This is a genomic window from Streptomyces sp. NPDC014623 (assembly GCF_043088245.1).
Taxonomy (GTDB): domain Bacteria; phylum Actinomycetota; class Actinomycetes; order Streptomycetales; family Streptomycetaceae; genus Streptomyces.
In genome coordinates this window covers 46,952-63,747 of the sequence record NZ_JBIBZU010000009.1, presented here as the reverse complement: position 1 = coordinate 63,747, position 16,796 = coordinate 46,952, and the positions used below count along the sequence as shown (strand labels likewise).

The following is a 16,796-nucleotide window of genomic DNA, read 5'->3' as shown; positions in this document are numbered from 1 at the left end:
TGGGGTTTCGTCCTGGACTTAGCCCAGCTGGGCTAATCCACGAGCCCCGGCCCGGCGCGCGGCCCCCGCATTCCGCACAACCGGGCGTCCGTCCGCTGCCCTACCAGTCGCTGCGCTCGGACGAGGACATGAACTTCCGCACGACGAAGATCAGCCCGCCCACGAGGACGACGAATACCAGAACCTTGAACAGCAGCCCGATGACGAACCCGACCACGCTGGCGATCAGGCCCCCGAACACGACGATCGCGACGAGAGGAACCGCGACCCACTTCACCCACCAGGGCATCCCCGCGAAAATCTCCCGCACCGCCATCTCCGTTACCTCGTCTCTGTGAGTTCCTGCCTCGATGCTAGAGGCGCGGGGGTGTCCGGCGGGTGCCCGGAAGCCCTTGAAGTCCCCTGAGTGATCCCCTAGGGAACCCCGGGCACAGGAGCTCGACAGCGGAAGGTTCCTGCGGGTCCGCTCAGCTCTCCGGCGGCGAGAAGACCACCATCACCCGGAGGTCCTCGGTGATGTGGTGGAACTTGTGGGCGGTTCCCGCCGGTACGTACACGACGCTTCCCCGTCCCACCTGTGTGGTCTCCATACCGACCGTGATCGAGGCGCGGCCGCTGACGACGAAGTACACCTCGTCCTGCTTGTGCGGCTGCTGAGGGTCGAGCGCGCCGGCGTCCAGGGCGTACAGGCCGACGGACATGTTGCGTTCCCGGATGAACTGCAGGTAAGCACCGTCGTTGGCAGCACGCTCCGCCTCCAGCTCGTCCAGTCTGAATGCCTTCATCGTCCGTCCGCCCCTCGTACCCGTGCTGTCCGTCCGCCGGTGTCCGCCACCGGTCATGTGTCTGCCACGATCAGACACATGAAGAATTTCGTAGTCAAGACGATCGCCAACGCGGGTGCGCTGGCCGTGGCCATCTGGCTGCTCCAGGACATCACGCTGACCGGTGACAGCACCGGGCGCAAGGTACTCACACTGATCGTGGTGGCCTTGCTGTTCGGCGTGGTGAACTTCGTCGTCAAGCCGGTGGTGAAACTGCTCACCCTGCCTCTGTTCGTCCTCACGCTCGGGCTGATCACGCTTGTGGTCAACGCCCTGATGCTGATGCTGACCTCGTGGCTGGCCGGACTCATCGACGTGAGTTTCCACGTCGACGGCTTCTGGACCGCTGTCCTGGGCGGTCTGATCATCTCGGTCGTGTCCTGGGCACTCAATGTGGTGCTTCCCGACGAGGACTGAACCGCTCCCTGATGACACAGTGCGGAGCGGACCGGTGAGCACCGGGGAGAGACGAGGAACGAGCATGAGCACCACAGGCGACGGAACACGAGCCGTACGGGCGGGTCTGCCGGAACCGGAGCAGTACGAGCCCACACTTCCCGGTCCGGTCTTCGCCGCACACTTCCATCTGTCCGGTGAGCCCGTCGGCCCCTATACCTACGGCCGGGAGACGAACCCGACCTGGACCCACCTGGAGCGTGCCATCGGGGAGCTCGAGGCGCCGGGGGAGCAGGTGGAGACCACGGTGTTCGCCTCCGGGATGGCCGCCGTCTCGGCAGTGCTGCTGTCCCAGGCACGCACCGGTGACGCCGTGGTCCTGCCCGACGACGGCTATCAGGCGCTCCCCCTGGTACGGGAGCAACTGGAGGCGTACGGCGTCGAGGTGCGAACCGCGCCCACCGGCGGCGACGCCCAGCTGGAGCTCCTCGACGGAGCGAAGCTGCTCTGGATCGAGACTCCCTCCAACCCCGGGCTCGACGTCTGCGACGTGCGCCGGCTCGTCGAGGCGGCGCACGCCGCGGGAGTTCTGGTCGCGGTCGACAACACCCTTGCCACCCCCCTCGGCCAGCGGCCCCTCGAGCTGGGGGCGGACTTCTCGGTTGCCAGCGACACCAAGGGCATGACGGGGCACGGGGACATCCTGCTCGGCCATGTGAGCTGCCTCGACCCGCAGCTCTCGGCCGGCGTGCGGCGCTGGCGCAAGGTGGTCGGTGCCATTCCCGGCCCCATGGAGGCCTGGCTCGCCCACCGCTCGTTGGCCACACTGCAGCTGCGGGTCGACCGCCAGTGCACGACCGCGCTCGCGCTCGCCGAGGCCTTGGCCGAGCGCACGGACGTGACGGGGCTGCGGTACCCGGGACTGCCCGGGGATGCTTCGCACCCGACCGCGGTCCGGCAGATGCGGCGCTTCGGTTCCGTGGTCTCGTTCGTGCTGGCGGACGAGAGCACCGCGGAGCGCTTCCTTGCCGGGCTGCGCCTGGTCGATGACGCGACGAGCTTCGGCGGTCTTCGTTCCACCGCCGAGCGCCGGGCGCGCTGGGGTGGTGACGCGGTGCCGGAGGGCTTCATCCGCTTCTCGGTCGGCGCCGAGGACCCCGAGGACCTGCTGGCGGACGTGGCGCGGGCCCTGGACGAGTCCGTGCGCTGAATGCTCCCACTTCCACGGTCCTGGCAGGTCCGGTCCGGGACGGGCGTCCCCGCCCACCGGACCGGACCTGCTCGGGACGAGCGGTCCGAGTCTCCCCCCTCGCGACTCGGACCGCCCCGGTTCCTGCGCCGTGAACCGTCTGGACAAGGCTAGTTGACTCTGCGTCAGTGTCCAATCACAGTAGCGACAGAGGCCTATCGACATATTTATGGCTGGGACGGTCGTGAACCGACGGTGCGGGCCTGCGCAGCGTCGCGAAGGTGGGGGGAGTGCGGACCATGGACCTGGCCCTGCTGCGCACGTTCGTCACGGTGCACCGGGCCGGATCCTTCACCCGGGCCGCCGCCCTGCTAGGCCTCTCCCAGCCGGCCGTGACGTCACAGATACGCACTCTGGAGCGGCAGCTGGGCCGCCCGCTCTTCCTGCGCAGGGCCCGGGGGGTGACCCCGACCACCGTCGGCGACGAACTCGCCCACCGGGCCGCCCCTCACCTGGACGCACTGGTCGACATCGTCGAGGTAGGGCTCGACGAGGGCCCGGGAGTGAGGACACTGCACCTGGCAGGGCCCCCCGAATTCACCTCCGCGCGAGCCTTGCCCGCCCTCACCCCGCTGATCTCCCAGGGGCTCGCGCTGCGCAGCACCTTCGTCTCGAACGCCGAGGACACGCTGGACGGACTGGCCGCCGGACATCATGACCTGGCGATCGCCACTGTCCGCCCACGCGGGGGACTGCTGACATCGACCCCCCTCTGCGACGAGGAACACGTCCTGGTCGCCGCGCCGCGCTGGGCCGGGCGGCTGGGGCCCGGGGCGCTGCGGCACGAGGGTTCCGTGCTGCTGGAGCAGCTGCCGGTGGTCGAGGTGCATGAGAGTCTTCCCCTGGTCTCCCGCTACTGGGCGACGGTCTTCGACCGCCGCCCGGCCGCTTCCGCCGCAGTGATCGCGCCGGATCTCCGTGCGGTTCTGAAGTGCACGGCAGCGGGCGCCGGGCTCGCAGTGCTCCCACGCTATCTCTGCGAGAGCGCGCTGGAGCGAGGCGAACTCGTGGCACTGCTCGACCCTCCGGTACCACCGCTGCGCACGTACTTCCTCATCGCCAGGACCGGCACACTCGGTCTCCCCCACATCGCGCGGGCGCACGAGTGGCTGGTGCGTGCTGCCGCGGACTGGTGACCGGTGGGCCGATAAGAGTTTCAGACGGGGCTCCCCGGGCCACTCTCTTGCCATGACCGAACGTCCCGTGGTCAAGCGCACAGCACGCGCCGTCCTGCTCGACGTCGATGACCTCATCCTGATCAAGCGCACGAAACCCGGAGTCGACCCGTACTGGCTCACGCCGGGAGGGGGCGTCGAGCCGGAGGACGCAACCGTCGTCGACGCACTGCACCGGGAGGTCGACGAAGAGCTGGGCGCCAAGATCGTCGATGTCGTGCCCTGCTTCGTCGACACTGTCGAACACATCGTCGGCGGCGGCGTCAAAGGCGTGAAGGTGCAGCACTTCTTCGTCTGCCGACTGGTTTCGATGGACCTGTCGCGTCGGCATGGACCCGAAATCGACGACCCCTGCGGGGAATACGAAATCGTCCGGGTGCCCTTCAGCCGCGTCGGTATCGCGACCGTACACCTCGTGCCCCTGTCGCTGCGGCACTATCTGGACGCCAACATCGAGGGCGTACGTGCGATGCACGCGCCCGACCTGGGCTGATGCCCAGCGCCCGGTGAATTTCGACGGGTCAGGCCGGGCACACCGCGTACGCGAGGACAGCAGCCGTGGAGACTCCCGCTGTCAGACGACCCCGGGGGCCGAGCTCGGCACCGTGTTTCACGTGAAACCACTCAAGCGTCCTGTACGCCGAAGCTTCCTCGCCGCCCGCGTAACGGTGTCTGCGAGCTGGCCGGACCTCACCGTGGGGCTGCCGGTTCTCGGACTCGCCGTGTTCCTCACCCATGACACCGCGATGGCTCAGGCCGCCACCCGTGCCATGAAGGTCTTCGGGGACCGGCTCGTCGTACCGGTCGCGTTGTTGTCCCTTCTCAGCGGTCCGCTGCTGACGCCCGGCACTCCATGGGATCCGGCCAGGCATCGCTGGGTCTGGATGAAGTTCTGGCTGATCCTTAGCACTGCGGGGCCGTCCGCCTCCTCGCCCCGTCAGGGCATCAACGAGGCCGCGGCCCGGGGAGTGGCCGGCATCGACCTGGCCCCCACACCCTCGGTGGCACAGCCACGTATCTTTTCATCACCGTGATACCGGCGCTGAAGCCGTGGGGACCGACTCGCCGGGGACTGCGTCTGCGGCGGGTTCGAGAGAGTGTGCGGCAACCGCACTCCCACCGGTGACCGCCTTGCGTTCGAGAGAGCCGGAGAGCACCGCCAGCAGGAGCGCCGAGGCGGCGAGTACGGCGCCGACCCAGTTGGGCGCGGTGTATCCGGACCCGGCTGCGATGACGAGTCCGCCGAGCCACGCCGAGAGCGCGTTCCCGAGGTTGAAGGCCCCGATGTTGACGGCCGAGGCCAGGGTGGGAGCGCCGGCCGCCTGGTCGAGGACGCGTTTCTGGAGCGGCGGCACGGTCGCGAAACCAAGGGCTCCGATGAGGACGATGGTCACCGCGGCAGCGACCTTGTTGTGCGCGGTCAGTGTGAACAGGGCCAGGACCACGGCGAGCGCACCGAGAGACACGTACAGCATCGGCATCAGGTGGCGGTCTGCGAACTTGCCACCGAGAAGATTTCCGCCGACCATGCCGAGCCCGAAGAGGACCAGCAGCCAGGTGACCGATGACGTCGCGAAGCCTGTGGTCTCCGTCATCATCGGGGTGATGTAGGTGATCGCAGCGAAAACGCCACCGAAGCCCAGGACCGTCATCGCCATGGCGAGCAGCACCTGCACATTGCGGAATGCTGCCAGCTCGTGGCGGATCCGCACCGACTGGGGCTTCGACTGCTCGGGCACGAGCCCTGCCACGCCGAGGAGCCCGAGGACGCCGAGTCCCGCGACGACGAAGAACGTCACGCGCCAGCCGAAGTCCTGACCGACGTAGGTCCCCAACGGGACTCCGACGACGTTGGCGACGGTGAGCCCGGTGAACATCATGGCGATGGCTCCGGCTTTCTTCTCCGGCGCGACCAGATCAGCGGCTACGACCGATCCGATGCCGAAGAAGGCTCCGTGGGCGAGTGAGGCGATCACCCGCCCGGCGAGCATCACGCCGAAGACGGGGGCGAGAGCGGAGACCACGTTCCCCACGATGAACAGCCCCATCAGGACCATGAGCATCCGTTTTCTGGTCACGCGGGTCCCCAGGACGGTCATCAGCGGAGCGCCGAGAACCACGCCCAGGGCATAACCCGTCACCAGGAAACCTGCGGCCGGGATCGAGACCCGAAAGTCCGCCGCGACATCGGGAAGCAATCCCACGATCACGAACTCGGTGGTGCCGATACCGAATGCCCCGATGGCCAGGGCGAGGAGCGCGAGCGGCATGGGATCCGCCTTTCCGAAGATTGCATCTGCGCCTTACGGGCGCTCACAATAATTGCAGACGCCCATTAATTGCAAGCGCGGGCTATTGCGCGTGTGTCCTATCCTGGAGAACAAGCAGCTCCCGTACGGAGGAGAGACACATGACAGCGACAGATCCCGCACTGACGTCCCTCGCACAGAGCTGGTGCGCCCTCTCACTGCTCCACGGGAAGATCGAGGCCCGTATCGAACGGGCCCTGCAGTCCCGCCACAGCCTCAGCGCACGTGAGTTCTCCCTGCTCGACGTCCTGAGTCGCCAGCACAGCGGCACGGGCGGGCATCTGCAGATGAAGCAGGTCGCGGACGCCGTGGTGCTGAGCCAGAGCGCCACCACCCGGCTGGTCACCCGGCTCGAGGACCGTGGGCTGCTCACCCGGTATCTGTGCGACACGGACCGGCGGGGCATCTACACCGACGTCACAGAAGCAGGCCTCACGTTGCTGAGCGAGGCCAGGCCGACCAACGACACCGCGCTCCGCGCCGCTCTGGACGAGGCTGCCGAAAACCCGGAACTCGCCCCCCTGGTCCGGACGGTCGAGGCACTGAAGGTCCCCGCCTGAACCGGTGGGGATGCGTAGTCTGCCGATCATGAGCGATCTCGACATACGTCCCGCAGCCCTCGTCGACCTCCCCGCAATCGTGGCCATGCTCGCCGACGACCCGCTGGGGGCGCAGCGTGAATCTCCGGACGACCTCGCCCCGTACCACCTCGCGTTCCGGCGGCTTGCCGACGATCCGAATCAGCATCTGGTCGTGGCCGTGCGCGAGGGCCGCGCTGTGGGGACCCTCCAGCTCACCATCGTTCCCGGGTTGTCCCGCCGTGGTGCGACCCGTTCCGTCATCGAGGGTGTCCGCGTCCACGCGGACGAGCGCGGCAGCGGCCTCGGCACCCAGCTGATCCAGTGGGCGGTCGACGAATCAAGACGTCAGGGCTGCCAGTTGGTGCAGTTGACCTCGGACTCCACCCGCACGGACGCCCATCGCTTCTACGAGCGTCTCGGCTTCGCCGCAAGCCATGTGGGTTTCAAGCTCACCCTCTGAACCTGAACCGTGCGGTTCCAGGCAGCTCCGCGCCCCGGGAGACATCACGTGTACCGCTTCGACGACGAACAGCGCAGGGCCCGACTCGGCCGACGACATCTGCTGCTCCCCTCCTCGCGGACCACCTCCGCCGTCGCCGTGGCCGACGCCCTCGTCGCCCTGCACGCGACCGACCCCGCAACGGTCCACCTCTCCGTCTGCGCACGGCTGGCCGCCCCCGGGGTCCAAGCGGTGGAGCAGGCACTCTATGAGGACGTCTCTCTGGTGCGGCTGCTCTCCATGCGCAACACGTTGTTCGCCATGTCCATGGACGTCGCGCCTGTCGTCGACGCCTCGAACGCCCGGGCCGTGGCGGCCAAGGAACGACAAGGACTCCTCAAACATCTGCGGGAGGACGGCAAGGGCCTGGACGAGCGGTGGCTCGCCGAGACCGAGCAGCAGACGCTCGCCGTTCTGTCCGCCCGTGACCGTGCCACGGGGAACGAACTTTCGGCTGAACTACCCGCCCTGCGCACGAAGATCACGGTCTTTCCGGGGACGAGGCAGGAGGCGGTGCAGGGAATCGCCTCTCGCGTGATCCGGGTACTGGCGGCCGACGGACGCATCCGGCGGGACCGGCCACGCGGTTCGTGGACCTCCAGCCAGTTCCGCTGGACGGCCTCCGAACCCTGGCCCGCTTCGGATCCCGCCGAAGCCCGGACGGAAGTGGCCCGGCGCTGGCTGCACTCCTACGGCCCCGCAACCGAAGAAGACCTGAAGTGGTGGACCGGCTGGGGGATCCGTGAGACGCGTGCGGCTCTGGTAGCCGTCGGCGCGGAGGAGGTCCTGCTCGACAGCGGGGCCGTCGGCTGGGTCGCCCCCGGGGATCTCCTCGCCGAACCTTCCCCGGAACCCTGGGCGGCCCTGCTGCCCGGTCTCGATCCGAGCGCCATGGGCTGGGCCGACCGTGGTTTCCATTTGCCCACAGGCCACCGTGCCGCCCTTTTCGACCGCGCCGGCAACATCGGGCCCACAGTGTGGTGGAACGGCGGCATCGTCGGCGGCTGGGCCCAGCGGGCAGACGGCGAGCTGGTGTGGCGGCTCCTTTCCGACGTGGGCGGGGAGGCCTCACAGCTCATCGAGGCAGAGGCGGCCAGGTTGTCGGCATGGGTGGGCGGCACCCGGATCACCCCTCGTTTCCGTACGCCTCTGGAACGTGAGCTGGCGGCCTGATCCGGTCGGCCCGAGGGGCCCGGGGGGCGGGGTTTCACGTGAAACCCCGCCCCCTCTTCAGGGGGCGAGCCCTCGCCAGCCACCGGCGTCCACGCCGCCGGGGATGGCCGCGTTCCGGTCGTACGGCTCCCGGGTGAAGACGAACGACCCCAGATCGAGATGATCGACCGTGCCGTCTTCGGCACGCACGATCCGGAGCGTCTCCCCCGCGTAATAACCGTTGAGGCCCGTCCAAGACCCATCAGGGCGACGCCGGAACCGCGCCGCGCGACCGGCGCCCCGCAACGGCTGGAACTCGAGCCCCCCGTCCGCGAGCAGCTTCACAGCGTGGACCTGCGTTCCCCAGTACCAGGGTCCGGTCAAAGCCAGCAGATCCTGGTCGACCTCAGGAAGCGGGCGCCATGGCTCCGGAATCCTCGGTTCTGCGTCTGCGACGATCTGCACGAGGTCCGCTGCGACCGTACCGGTCAGCGGGCCGGAGGTGGCGTTCGAGAGCACCACGGCTGCCACGTCGTCCTCGACACTGAACAACAGCGTGGCCAGGAAGCCGGGAAGCGAACCCGAGTGACCGAGGAGGGTGCGTTTCCCCCGCCGTACGGCCTGGAGGCCGAGGCCGTAGGTGCCGGCCCAGTCGCCCGCCTCGGGCGGAGCCGCGGGAGCGCGCATCTCCGCGACGGAGGCCGTGCTCAGTACCCGTTCGTCTCCCTGCGCCAGGAAGGCCGCGAAACGGAGAAGATCGGTGGTGGTCGACCAGAGCTGGCCGGCCGGTGCCATCAGTCCGAGGTCTTCAGCCGGCTCGGGCAGCATGACGTCGGCCCAGGGATGGACGGCCCAGCCGCCCGCGTGAGGCGCGCGCGCCTGCGGAGTCGTACGGTCCATCCCCAGAGGCTCCAGGATCTCGCGGTGCAGCACCTCGGCCCAGGAATCACCGCGCAGCCTCTCGACGAGCGAACCGAGCAGCGTGTAACCGGGGTTCGAGTAGTGGTGCCCATGGCCGGAGGCCTGGGTCAACGGCCTCTCACCGAGCACATCCGCCAGCTTCGGACGCGAGTTCCCGGGTGTCCTCTCCCACCAGGGGGCGGGCGTCTCGGCCCCCAGGCCTCCGCTGTGGCCCAGCAGCTGGAATACGGTCACCTGCCCGACGTCCGTGCCCGGCAGGTACTTCTCCAGAGGATCATCCAGATCCAGCCGCCCCTCGTCGCGCAGGCGCATCACCAGCACGGCGGTGAACGTCTTGGTGAGGGATCCGATCCTGAACTGTGTATCACCATCCGGTTCATGACCGTCCACACAGCTGCGTGCACCGCTCCAGGCGACACGGCCCTCCCGCTGGACCGCAGCGACGAGGGAGGGGGCCCGGCCTTCGGACTGGGCGGTGGCGATGCGGTGCAGCAGGGCGCGCCGGGTAGCGGGGAGCAGAACTTCGGAAGAGGTCATGCCCAAGGATGACGTGTGCAGGGGGCAGCGGAAACGGGAGGTGGTCCACCCGCGTCAGGTCTGGGCCATGTCCACGAAGCGGGAGTAGTGGCCCTGGAACGCCACGGTGATCGTCGCAGTCGGGCCGTTACGGTGCTTCGCCACGATCAGGTCCGCTTCGCCGGCGCGCGGTGACTCCTTCTCGTAAGCGTCCTCGCGATGCAGCAGGATCACCATGTCCGCGTCCTGCTCGATGGAACCGGACTCACGCAGGTCGGAGACCATGGGCTTCTTGTCCGTGCGCTGCTCGGGCCCACGGTTCAACTGGGACAGGGCGATGACGGGAAGCTCCAGCTCCTTGGCGAGGAGCTTCAGGTTCCGGGACATGTCCGAGACCTCCTGCTGACGGCTCTCCGCCCTTTTGGCTCCGCCGGACTGCATCAGCTGCAGGTAGTCGATGACCACGAGCTTGAGGTCGTTGCGTTGTTTGAGACGACGGCACTTCGCACGGATCTCCATCATCGAGAGGTTCGGCGAATCGTCGATGTAGAGCGGGGCGGCCGACACATCCGGCATCCGGCGGGCGAGCCGTGTCCAGTCCTCGTCGGTCATGGTGCCGGAACGCATGTGATGGAGGGCCACCCGGGCTTCGGCCGACAGCAGGCGCATCGCGATCTCGTTGCGCCCCATTTCCAGGGAGAAGATCACACTCGGCAGATTGCTCTTGATCGAGCAGGCTCGGGCGAAGTCCAGGGCGAGAGTGGACTTACCCATGGCGGGCCGGGCCGCAATGACGATCATCTGACCGGGATGCAACCCGTTGGTGAGGGCGTCGAGGTCCGTGAACCCGGTCGGTACACCGGTCATCTCACCGCTGCGGGAACCGATGGCCTCGATCTCGTCGAGAGCACCCTCCATGATGTCGCCGAGCGGCAGGTAGTCCTCGCTCGTGCGCTGCTCCGTGACGGCGTAGATCTCGGCCTGCGCCGAATTGACGATCTCGTCCACGTCACCGTCTGCCGCGTATCCCATCTGGGTGATCTTCGTGCCGGCCTCCACGAGACGCCTGAGCACCGCCCGCTCGTGGACGATCTCCGCGTAGTACGAAGCGTTGGCCGCCGTAGGCACGGACTGGACCAGCGTGTGGAGATACGGGGCTCCGCCGACCTTGGTGATCTCGCCGCGCTTGACCAGCTCGGCCGCCACCGTGATCGGGTCGGCCGGCTCGCCCTTGGCGTAGAGGTCGAGGATCGCCGTATAGACGGTCTCGTGGGCCGGGCGGTAGAAGTCATGCCCCTTGATGATCTCCACGACGTCCGCGATGGCGTCCTTGGACAGCAGCATGCCTCCGAGAACGGACTGCTCGGCGTCGAGATCCTGCGGAGGCACCCGCTCGAAGCCGGACGATCCGCCTTCCCAGCTGCTCTCCCGCCCCCGCTCGTGCTGCTCGTCGCGCCCCTTGCCTTCTCCGCGGCGCTGACGGGAGACGGGCAGACGGTCGCTGGGACCGACGTCGGCCCAGGGATCGTCCAAAGGCTCGGGAATGCTCACCGGGCCACCTCCTCCCGTCCGCTTCGCGGACCTAGCCATGCCACTCTTCTTACGGCACGGCACCGACAAACAAGACGCCCGACTCCGGTTCCGGCGCGTCAAGTTCTGCGGACTTCCGAGCCAAAACGGAGTGCGGGCGCCGCACCACGGTAGGCCGCTCCGCACCGTCAGCCAATCCGGTTATCCACAGGCCATGTGGACGACGAACCAGATGCTGTGGAGAACCCATCCGATCCTGTGCACGGACCGGGGGACAGCGCTGTGGACAAACTCATATCCGCCTATCGAAGAAGCCTCTGACCTGCTACTTCTCCATCCACCGGCTGTGGGAGAGAAAAACTTTCACCTGCGGCTCAAGATCACGGCAAGCGGCTTCCCGCCGGATCCGCGAACCCGAAGAAAGTAAGTGCTGCTATCGCTTTGCATCTCTTACCTGTGGAAGATTAGATTGGTCTTCATGACCCAGGCGCCCGCAGCCCAGCCGCCCTCCCGCCGCCGGCACGACCGCGAGATCATCGCCCTTGCCGTTCCGGCCTTCGGCGCACTTGTCGCCGAGCCGCTCTTCGTCATGGTCGACAGTGCCATCGTCGGCCACCTGGGCACCCCGCAGCTTGCGGGCCTGGCCGTCGCAGCGGCCCTTCTGACGACGGCGGTGAGCGTCTTCGTCTTTCTCGCCTACGCCACCACAGCCGCGGTCGCCCGCCAGGTCGGTGCGGGCGATCTGGCGTCCGCCATCCGCCAGGGAATGGACGGCATCTGGCTCGCGCTGCTGATCGGTGCCGCTGTCGTCGCCGTCACGCTCCCCCTTGCTCCGTGGCTGATCGGTATCTTCGGCACGTCCGACACCGCGAGCCCGTACGCCACTACATATCTGCGGATCTCCAGCCTCGGCATCCCCGCGATGCTCGTAGTGCTCGCAGCAACGGGAGTGCTGCGCGGACTGCAGGACACCCGGACGCCGCTCTACGTCGCCATCGGCGGCTTCGCGGCCAACGGCGTTCTCAACGTCGGACTTGTCTACGGTGCCGGACTCGGGATCGCAGGCTCCGCCTGGGGGACCGTGATCGCCCAGATGGGTATGGCGCTGGCCTACCTGATCGTCGTGGTCCGCGGGGCCCGCCGGCACGGAGCGTCACTGCGTCCCGACGCCTCAGGTATCCGGGCCAGCGCCCAGGCGGGGGTGCCCCTGCTGGTCCGTACCCTTTCGCTGCGCGCGGTCCTGATGATCGCCACCGCTGTCGCCGCACGGCTCGGCGATACGGATATCGCCGCACATCAGATCATCCTGTCGCTCTGGAGTCTCACGGCCTTCGCGCTCGACGCGATCGCCATCGCCGGACAGGCCATCATCGGCCGTTACCTGGGGGCCGATGATCCCCAGGGTGCCCGTGAGGCGTGCCGCCGGATGGTCCAGTGGGGCATCGTGTCCGGGGTGGTTCTCGGAGTGATCATCGTGCTCGCCAGACCACTTTTCGTCCCGCTGTTCACGGCCGACACCTCCGTCCAGGACACGTTGCTCCCGGCGCTACTGGTCGTAGCGCTCTCCCAGCCGGTCTCCGGTGTGGTCTTCGTCCTCGACGGAGTACTGATGGGGGCAGGAGACGGCCGTTACCTCGCCTGGGCCATGGTGGTCACCCTGACCGTCTTCGCCCCGGTCGCTCTCCTCGTCCCCAGCTTCGGAGGCGGTCTCACTGCCCTCTGGGCCGCGATGACGCTGATGATGACCATTCGATTGGTGACGCTGTGGCTGCGCATGCGGTCCGGCCGATGGATCGTGACCGGCGCCACACGCTGAAACCCAGCGCCTGACCCGGTGCAATCGTCCTGCCAGGTTCCGCGGGAAACGAAGAAGGGCCGCACCCGGAGGTGCGGCCCTTCAATTCAGCTCTGCCGAGCTGTGCCCTTAGGCAGCAACGACCTCGATACCGAGCTTCGCGGCAACCTCGGGGTGCAGGCGGACAGACACCTGGTGCCCACCGAGCGTCTTGATCGGCGAGCCGAGCTCGACGCGGCGCTTGTCGACGTCCGGACCGCCGGCAGACTTGATCGCCGAAGCGATGTCAGCCGGGGTGACGGAACCGAAGAGGCGACCGGCGTCGCCGGAGCGAACAGCCAGACGGACCTTCACGGCCTCGAGCTTGGCCTTGATCTCGTTGGCCTGCTCGATCGTCGCGATCTCGTGGATCTTGCGGGCGCGGCGGATCTGCGCCACGTCCTTTTCGCCGCCCTTGGTCCAGCGAATGGCAAAGCCACGCGGAACCAGGTAGTTGCGGGCGTACCCGTCCTTGACGTCCACGACGTCGCCGGCGGCACCGAGGCCAGTGACCTCGTGGGTGAGGATGATCTTCATGATTCGGTCACCCTTCCCTTATCGCGCGGTGGACGTGTAGGGCAGCAGCGCCATCTCACGGCTGTTCTTGACTGCCGTGGCGACGTCACGCTGGTGCTGCGTGCAGTTGCCGGTGACGCGGCGGGCACGGATCTTGCCGCGGTCGGAAATGAACTTCCGCAGCATGTTCGTGTCCTTGTAGTCCACGTACTGGGTCTTGTCCTTGCAGAACGCGCAGACCTTCTTCTTAGGCTTGCGCACAGGCGGCTTCGCCATGGTGTTTCTCCTGTGTGATCAAGAAGTTGGGTACGAGCCGGCCCTTAGAAGGGAGGCTCGTCCGAGTAGCCGCCGCCGGAACCGCCGGAGCTTCCGCCCCAGCCACCCCCGCCGCCCTGCTGGCCCCCCTGCTGGCCCCCCTGCTGGCCGCCGGCCGGGGCATTGGTGGCCCACGGGTCGTCGGCGGGAGTACCGCCACCGCCCTGCTGGCCACCGCCACCGGGACCGCCGCCCCAGTTGCCGCCGCCCTGCTGGCCACCGCCCTGGCCACCGCGACCCGTGGTCTTGGTGACCTTGGCCGTGGCGTTCTTCAAGCTGGGGCCGACTTCCTCGACATCCAGCTCGTAGACCGTGCGCTTGACGCCCTCACGGTCCTCGTACGACCGCTGCTTCAGCCGGCCCTGCACGACAACGCGCATGCCTCGCTGGAGCGACTCCGCGACGTTCTCCGCCGCCTGACGCCAGACCGAGCAGGTGAGGAACAGGCCTTCGCCGTCCTTCCACTCATTGGTCTGCCGGTCGAAGATGCGGGGAGTGGACGCGACACGGAACTTCGCGACCGCCGCACCGGACGGGGTGAAGCGCAGCTCGGGGTCGTCGACGAGATTGCCGACGACCGTGATGACGGTCTCGCCTGCCATGGGTGAACCTCTCGGCGGGGATTGCTTCTGGCTGCTTGCTACTCGAACCCGATGACCGCTGAGCTAGATGCTCAGTGGGTCTCGGGACGGAGGACCTTGGTCCGGAGGACCGACTCGTTCAGGTTCATCTGTCGGTCGAGCTCCTTGACGACCGCAGGCTCGGCCTGCAGGTCGATGACCGAGTAGATGCCCTCAGGCTTCTTCTTGATCTCGTAAGAGAGACGACGACGGCCCCAGGTGTCGACCTTCTCAACCTTTCCGTTGCCCTCACGGACGACGGAGAGGAAGTTCTCGATCAACGGGGAGACTGCTCGCTCCTCGAGATCGGGGTCGAGGATGACCATCACTTCGTAGTGACGCATGTGGAACCCACCTCCTTTGGACTCAGCGGCCACGGTCGTTCCGTGGCAGGAGGGTCGTGATGCGTGAGCAACAGTGTCCCCGAGTAAAACAGCCGCCACTGACAACGCCCGTCTTCGAGAGTCGAGGGGAGCCGCAGTGCTGACTCAGGGCAGACACCGGTGCAGACCGTACAGACTACCCGCAGACCGGCTTCCGGTTGAAATCCGGTGTTCAGGGCGCACAATCAAGACAGATGCGGTGTGAGAGGCGCTACATTGCGCCGTCCTTCTCGCCAGGAGGTGCTCCATGGCACAGACAGTCCGGCCTGTCGGTCGTCGGCCCGCTCACCGTCCTGCGGCCGATGCCCGTCCGGCCACCGGGTCCCTCTTCGCCACGGACGGCAGACCCCACCCGCTCCAGGAAGCGCTGATGGCGGTGACCGGAGTCCTCGGTGTCCTCGCGTTCGTGACGGCGATGTTCCACGGCCTGCACCTGATCAGCTCGTGGGCCGGGTTGCTCGGCATCCTGACCGGTGCTTACGGGCAGTACATCTCCAGGACCACCTGGCAGCGGTTCGGTCTGATCATGGGGCTCGGCGCGTCCGCCCTCGGCTTCTTCCTCGGCATGGCGCACGGCGGCCTTTTCGGCGGCGTCGTCACCTGACCGGCAGAGCCCTGGCCGACGCGGCCGGCCGTCCCGAACGGTGCACGGCCGAGCGGTCCTGTGCGGGTGGCGCCCGGTCCGGTCCAGACGGGCCAGACCGGGCACCCCTCGGTCACAGTAGGCTTCGGCGCGAGAGCCGGAGCCCCTGACCGATGGGGACACACCTGCCGAGGAGCGCCCCGCATGAGCCTGACCCTGAGGACCATCAGCCGAGAACAGCATCTGGCGTACATCCAGAGCCTGCCCTCGGCCAGTCACTGCCAGGTCCCGGCGTGGGCTGATGTGAAAACCGAATGGCGCTCGGAGAACCTGGGATGGTTCGACAAGAACGGTGAGATGGTCGGCGCCGGCCTGGTGCTTTACCGCCAGCTGCCCAAGATCAAGCGCTATCTGGCCTACCTCCCCGAGGGACCGGTCATCAACTGGTACGCCCCGAATCTGGACGAGTGGCTCCAGCCGATGCTCGCCCACCTGAAGCAGCAGGGCGCCTTCTCGGTGAAGATGGGCCCTCCCGTCGTCATCCGCCGCTGGAACTCGGCCGCCATCAAGTCGGGGATCCAGGACCCCGATGTGAAGCGGCTTCGTGACGTCGAGGCCAGCCACATCGAGCCGCGTGCCTTCGAGGTCTCCGACCGCCTGCGGAAGATGGGCTGGCAGCAGGGCGAGGACGGCGGCGCCGGCTTCGGTGACGTACAGCCCCGCTACGTCTTCCAGGTACCGCTGGCCAACCGCTCCCTCGAGGACGTGCTGAAGGGCTTCAACCAGCTCTGGCGGCGCAACATCAAGAAGGCCGACAAGGCCGGTGTCGAGGTGGTCCAGGGCGGCTACGAGGATCTCGCGGAATGGCAGCGTCTGTACGAGATCACTGCCGTGCGCGACCACTTCCGGCCGCGCCCGCTCTCGTACTTCCAGCGCATGTGGTCGGTGCTCAACTCCGAGGACCCCAACCGCATGCGGCTGTACTTCGCCCGCCACAACGGCGTGAACCTGTCGGCCGCCACGATGCTCGTCGTCGGCGGACACGTCTGGTACTCCTACGGCGCCTCGGACAACATCGGGCGTGAGGTCCGTCCCTCCAACGCCATGCAGTGGCGGATGCTCCGCGACTCGTATGCGATGGGCGCGACCGTCTACGACCTGCGCGGTATCAGCGACTCGCTGGACGAGACCGACCACCTCTTCGGCCTGATCCAGTTCAAGGTGGGCACCGGCGGTGAAGCCGTCGAGTACGTCGGTGAATGGGACTTCCCCCTCAACAAGCTGCTGCACAAGGCGCTCGATATGTACATGTCGCGCCGCTGACCGCATCCCGACCACCGTCCATCAGCTCCTCTCCTCTCCCTCACTTACACCGCAGCCACCAGAAAGGTTC

Annotated in this window: 20 protein-coding genes; 11 read left to right on the top strand and 9 right to left on the bottom strand. The window is 67.5% G+C overall.

Annotated features, from left to right (window positions below):
- Positions 1–100: 100 nt before the first annotated feature.
- Positions 101–310 (bottom strand): DUF5326 family protein, encoded by a 210-nt coding sequence (locus tag ACF1FZ_RS16495; RefSeq protein WP_325751418.1) that lies wholly within the window; start codon positions 308–310, stop codon positions 101–103.
- Between the two features lie 157 nt (positions 311–467).
- Positions 468–785: a cupin domain-containing protein gene (locus ACF1FZ_RS16490; RefSeq protein WP_391774079.1), complete on the bottom strand. Its 318-nt coding sequence runs from the start codon at positions 783–785 to the stop codon at positions 468–470.
- Between the two features lie 78 nt (positions 786–863).
- Here ACF1FZ_RS16490 and ACF1FZ_RS16485 point away from each other — a divergent pair, with 78 nt between their 5' ends.
- The 5 genes from ACF1FZ_RS16485 (at position 864) to ACF1FZ_RS16465 (ending at position 4,678) form a co-directional block, all read left to right on the top strand.
- Positions 864–1,241, top strand: a complete 378-nt coding sequence (locus tag ACF1FZ_RS16485; protein ID WP_391774078.1) for a phage holin family protein — start codon at positions 864–866, stop codon at positions 1,239–1,241.
- Positions 1,242–1,305: 64 nt separating this feature from the next.
- Complete coding sequence (locus ACF1FZ_RS16480; RefSeq protein ID WP_391774077.1) at positions 1,306–2,430, top strand: cystathionine gamma-lyase; 1,125 nt, start codon at positions 1,306–1,308, stop codon at positions 2,428–2,430.
- Positions 2,431–2,708: 278 nt separating this feature from the next.
- Positions 2,709–3,605, top strand: a complete 897-nt coding sequence (locus ACF1FZ_RS16475; protein WP_391774249.1) for a LysR family transcriptional regulator — start codon at positions 2,709–2,711, stop codon at positions 3,603–3,605.
- Between the two features lie 52 nt (positions 3,606–3,657).
- A complete protein-coding gene (locus tag ACF1FZ_RS16470) occupies positions 3,658–4,137 on the top strand; it encodes an NUDIX domain-containing protein (protein ID WP_391774076.1) in 480 nt (159 codons plus the stop codon).
- A gap of 121 nt (positions 4,138–4,258) precedes the next feature.
- Complete coding sequence (locus ACF1FZ_RS16465) at positions 4,259–4,678, top strand: DUF2269 domain-containing protein (protein WP_391774075.1); 420 nt, start codon at positions 4,259–4,261, stop codon at positions 4,676–4,678.
- Here the strand turns inward: ACF1FZ_RS16465 and ACF1FZ_RS16460 are convergent.
- A complete protein-coding gene (locus ACF1FZ_RS16460) occupies positions 4,670–5,914 on the bottom strand; it encodes an MFS transporter (protein ID WP_391774074.1) in 1,245 nt (414 codons plus the stop codon). The two genes, ACF1FZ_RS16465 and ACF1FZ_RS16460, sit on opposite strands and share 9 nt — an antisense overlap.
- Before the next feature lie 140 nt (positions 5,915–6,054).
- On the opposite strand from ACF1FZ_RS16460, the gene ACF1FZ_RS16455 reads away from it, so the two are divergent.
- Genes ACF1FZ_RS16455 through ACF1FZ_RS16445 form a run of 3 tightly spaced genes read left to right on the top strand, consistent with a single transcriptional unit; the run spans position 6,055 to position 8,206 of the window.
- A complete protein-coding gene (locus tag ACF1FZ_RS16455) occupies positions 6,055–6,513 on the top strand; it encodes a MarR family winged helix-turn-helix transcriptional regulator (RefSeq protein ID WP_103760691.1) in 459 nt (152 codons plus the stop codon).
- A gap of 28 nt (positions 6,514–6,541) precedes the next feature.
- Entirely contained in the window at positions 6,542–6,994 is a 453-nt protein-coding gene (locus ACF1FZ_RS16450; protein WP_391774073.1) for a GNAT family N-acetyltransferase, read from the top strand.
- A gap of 48 nt (positions 6,995–7,042) precedes the next feature.
- Positions 7,043–8,206, top strand: coding sequence for a winged helix DNA-binding domain-containing protein (locus ACF1FZ_RS16445; protein WP_391774072.1), 1,164 nt, complete (start codon positions 7,043–7,045; stop codon positions 8,204–8,206).
- A gap of 57 nt (positions 8,207–8,263) precedes the next feature.
- Here ACF1FZ_RS16445 and ACF1FZ_RS16440 read toward each other — a convergent pair whose 3' ends face one another.
- Both ACF1FZ_RS16440 and dnaB read right to left on the bottom strand, forming a co-directional pair.
- Positions 8,264–9,643: a serine hydrolase domain-containing protein gene (locus tag ACF1FZ_RS16440; RefSeq protein ID WP_391774071.1), complete on the bottom strand. Its 1,380-nt coding sequence runs from the start codon at positions 9,641–9,643 to the stop codon at positions 8,264–8,266.
- Between the two features lie 54 nt (positions 9,644–9,697).
- On the bottom strand, positions 9,698–11,155 hold the full coding sequence (gene dnaB, locus ACF1FZ_RS16435) for a replicative DNA helicase (protein ID WP_391774248.1): 1,458 nt from the start codon (positions 11,153–11,155) through the stop codon (positions 9,698–9,700).
- A gap of 475 nt (positions 11,156–11,630) precedes the next feature.
- Between dnaB and ACF1FZ_RS16430 the strand changes: the two genes are divergently transcribed.
- Complete coding sequence (locus tag ACF1FZ_RS16430) at positions 11,631–12,968, top strand: MATE family efflux transporter (protein WP_391774070.1); 1,338 nt, start codon at positions 11,631–11,633, stop codon at positions 12,966–12,968.
- A gap of 108 nt (positions 12,969–13,076) precedes the next feature.
- On the opposite strand, the gene rplI is transcribed toward ACF1FZ_RS16430, so the two are convergent.
- From rplI to rpsF, 4 genes are all read right to left on the bottom strand, one after another.
- The gene (rplI, locus tag ACF1FZ_RS16425) at positions 13,077–13,523 is read right to left on the bottom strand and encodes a 50S ribosomal protein L9 (RefSeq protein WP_014155197.1); all 447 of its coding nucleotides are present in this window, start codon (positions 13,521–13,523) and stop codon (positions 13,077–13,079) included.
- An 18-nt stretch (positions 13,524–13,541) separates the two neighbouring features.
- Complete coding sequence (gene rpsR, locus ACF1FZ_RS16420) at positions 13,542–13,778, bottom strand: 30S ribosomal protein S18 (protein WP_003967857.1); 237 nt, start codon at positions 13,776–13,778, stop codon at positions 13,542–13,544.
- A 44-nt stretch (positions 13,779–13,822) separates the two neighbouring features.
- On the bottom strand, positions 13,823–14,419 hold the full coding sequence (locus ACF1FZ_RS16415) for a single-stranded DNA-binding protein (RefSeq protein WP_391774069.1): 597 nt from the start codon (positions 14,417–14,419) through the stop codon (positions 13,823–13,825).
- A 71-nt stretch (positions 14,420–14,490) separates the two neighbouring features.
- Positions 14,491–14,781, bottom strand: coding sequence for a 30S ribosomal protein S6 (gene rpsF, locus ACF1FZ_RS16410; RefSeq protein WP_006604399.1), 291 nt, complete (start codon positions 14,779–14,781; stop codon positions 14,491–14,493).
- Positions 14,782–15,067: 286 nt separating this feature from the next.
- On the opposite strand from rpsF, the gene ACF1FZ_RS16405 reads away from it, so the two are divergent.
- Positions 15,068–15,424: a hypothetical protein gene (locus ACF1FZ_RS16405; protein WP_391774068.1), complete on the top strand. Its 357-nt coding sequence runs from the start codon at positions 15,068–15,070 to the stop codon at positions 15,422–15,424.
- Between the two features lie 183 nt (positions 15,425–15,607).
- Positions 15,608–16,726, top strand: a complete 1,119-nt coding sequence (locus ACF1FZ_RS16400) for a lipid II:glycine glycyltransferase FemX (RefSeq protein ID WP_391774067.1) — start codon at positions 15,608–15,610, stop codon at positions 16,724–16,726.
- Positions 16,727–16,796: the final 70 nt, after the last annotated feature.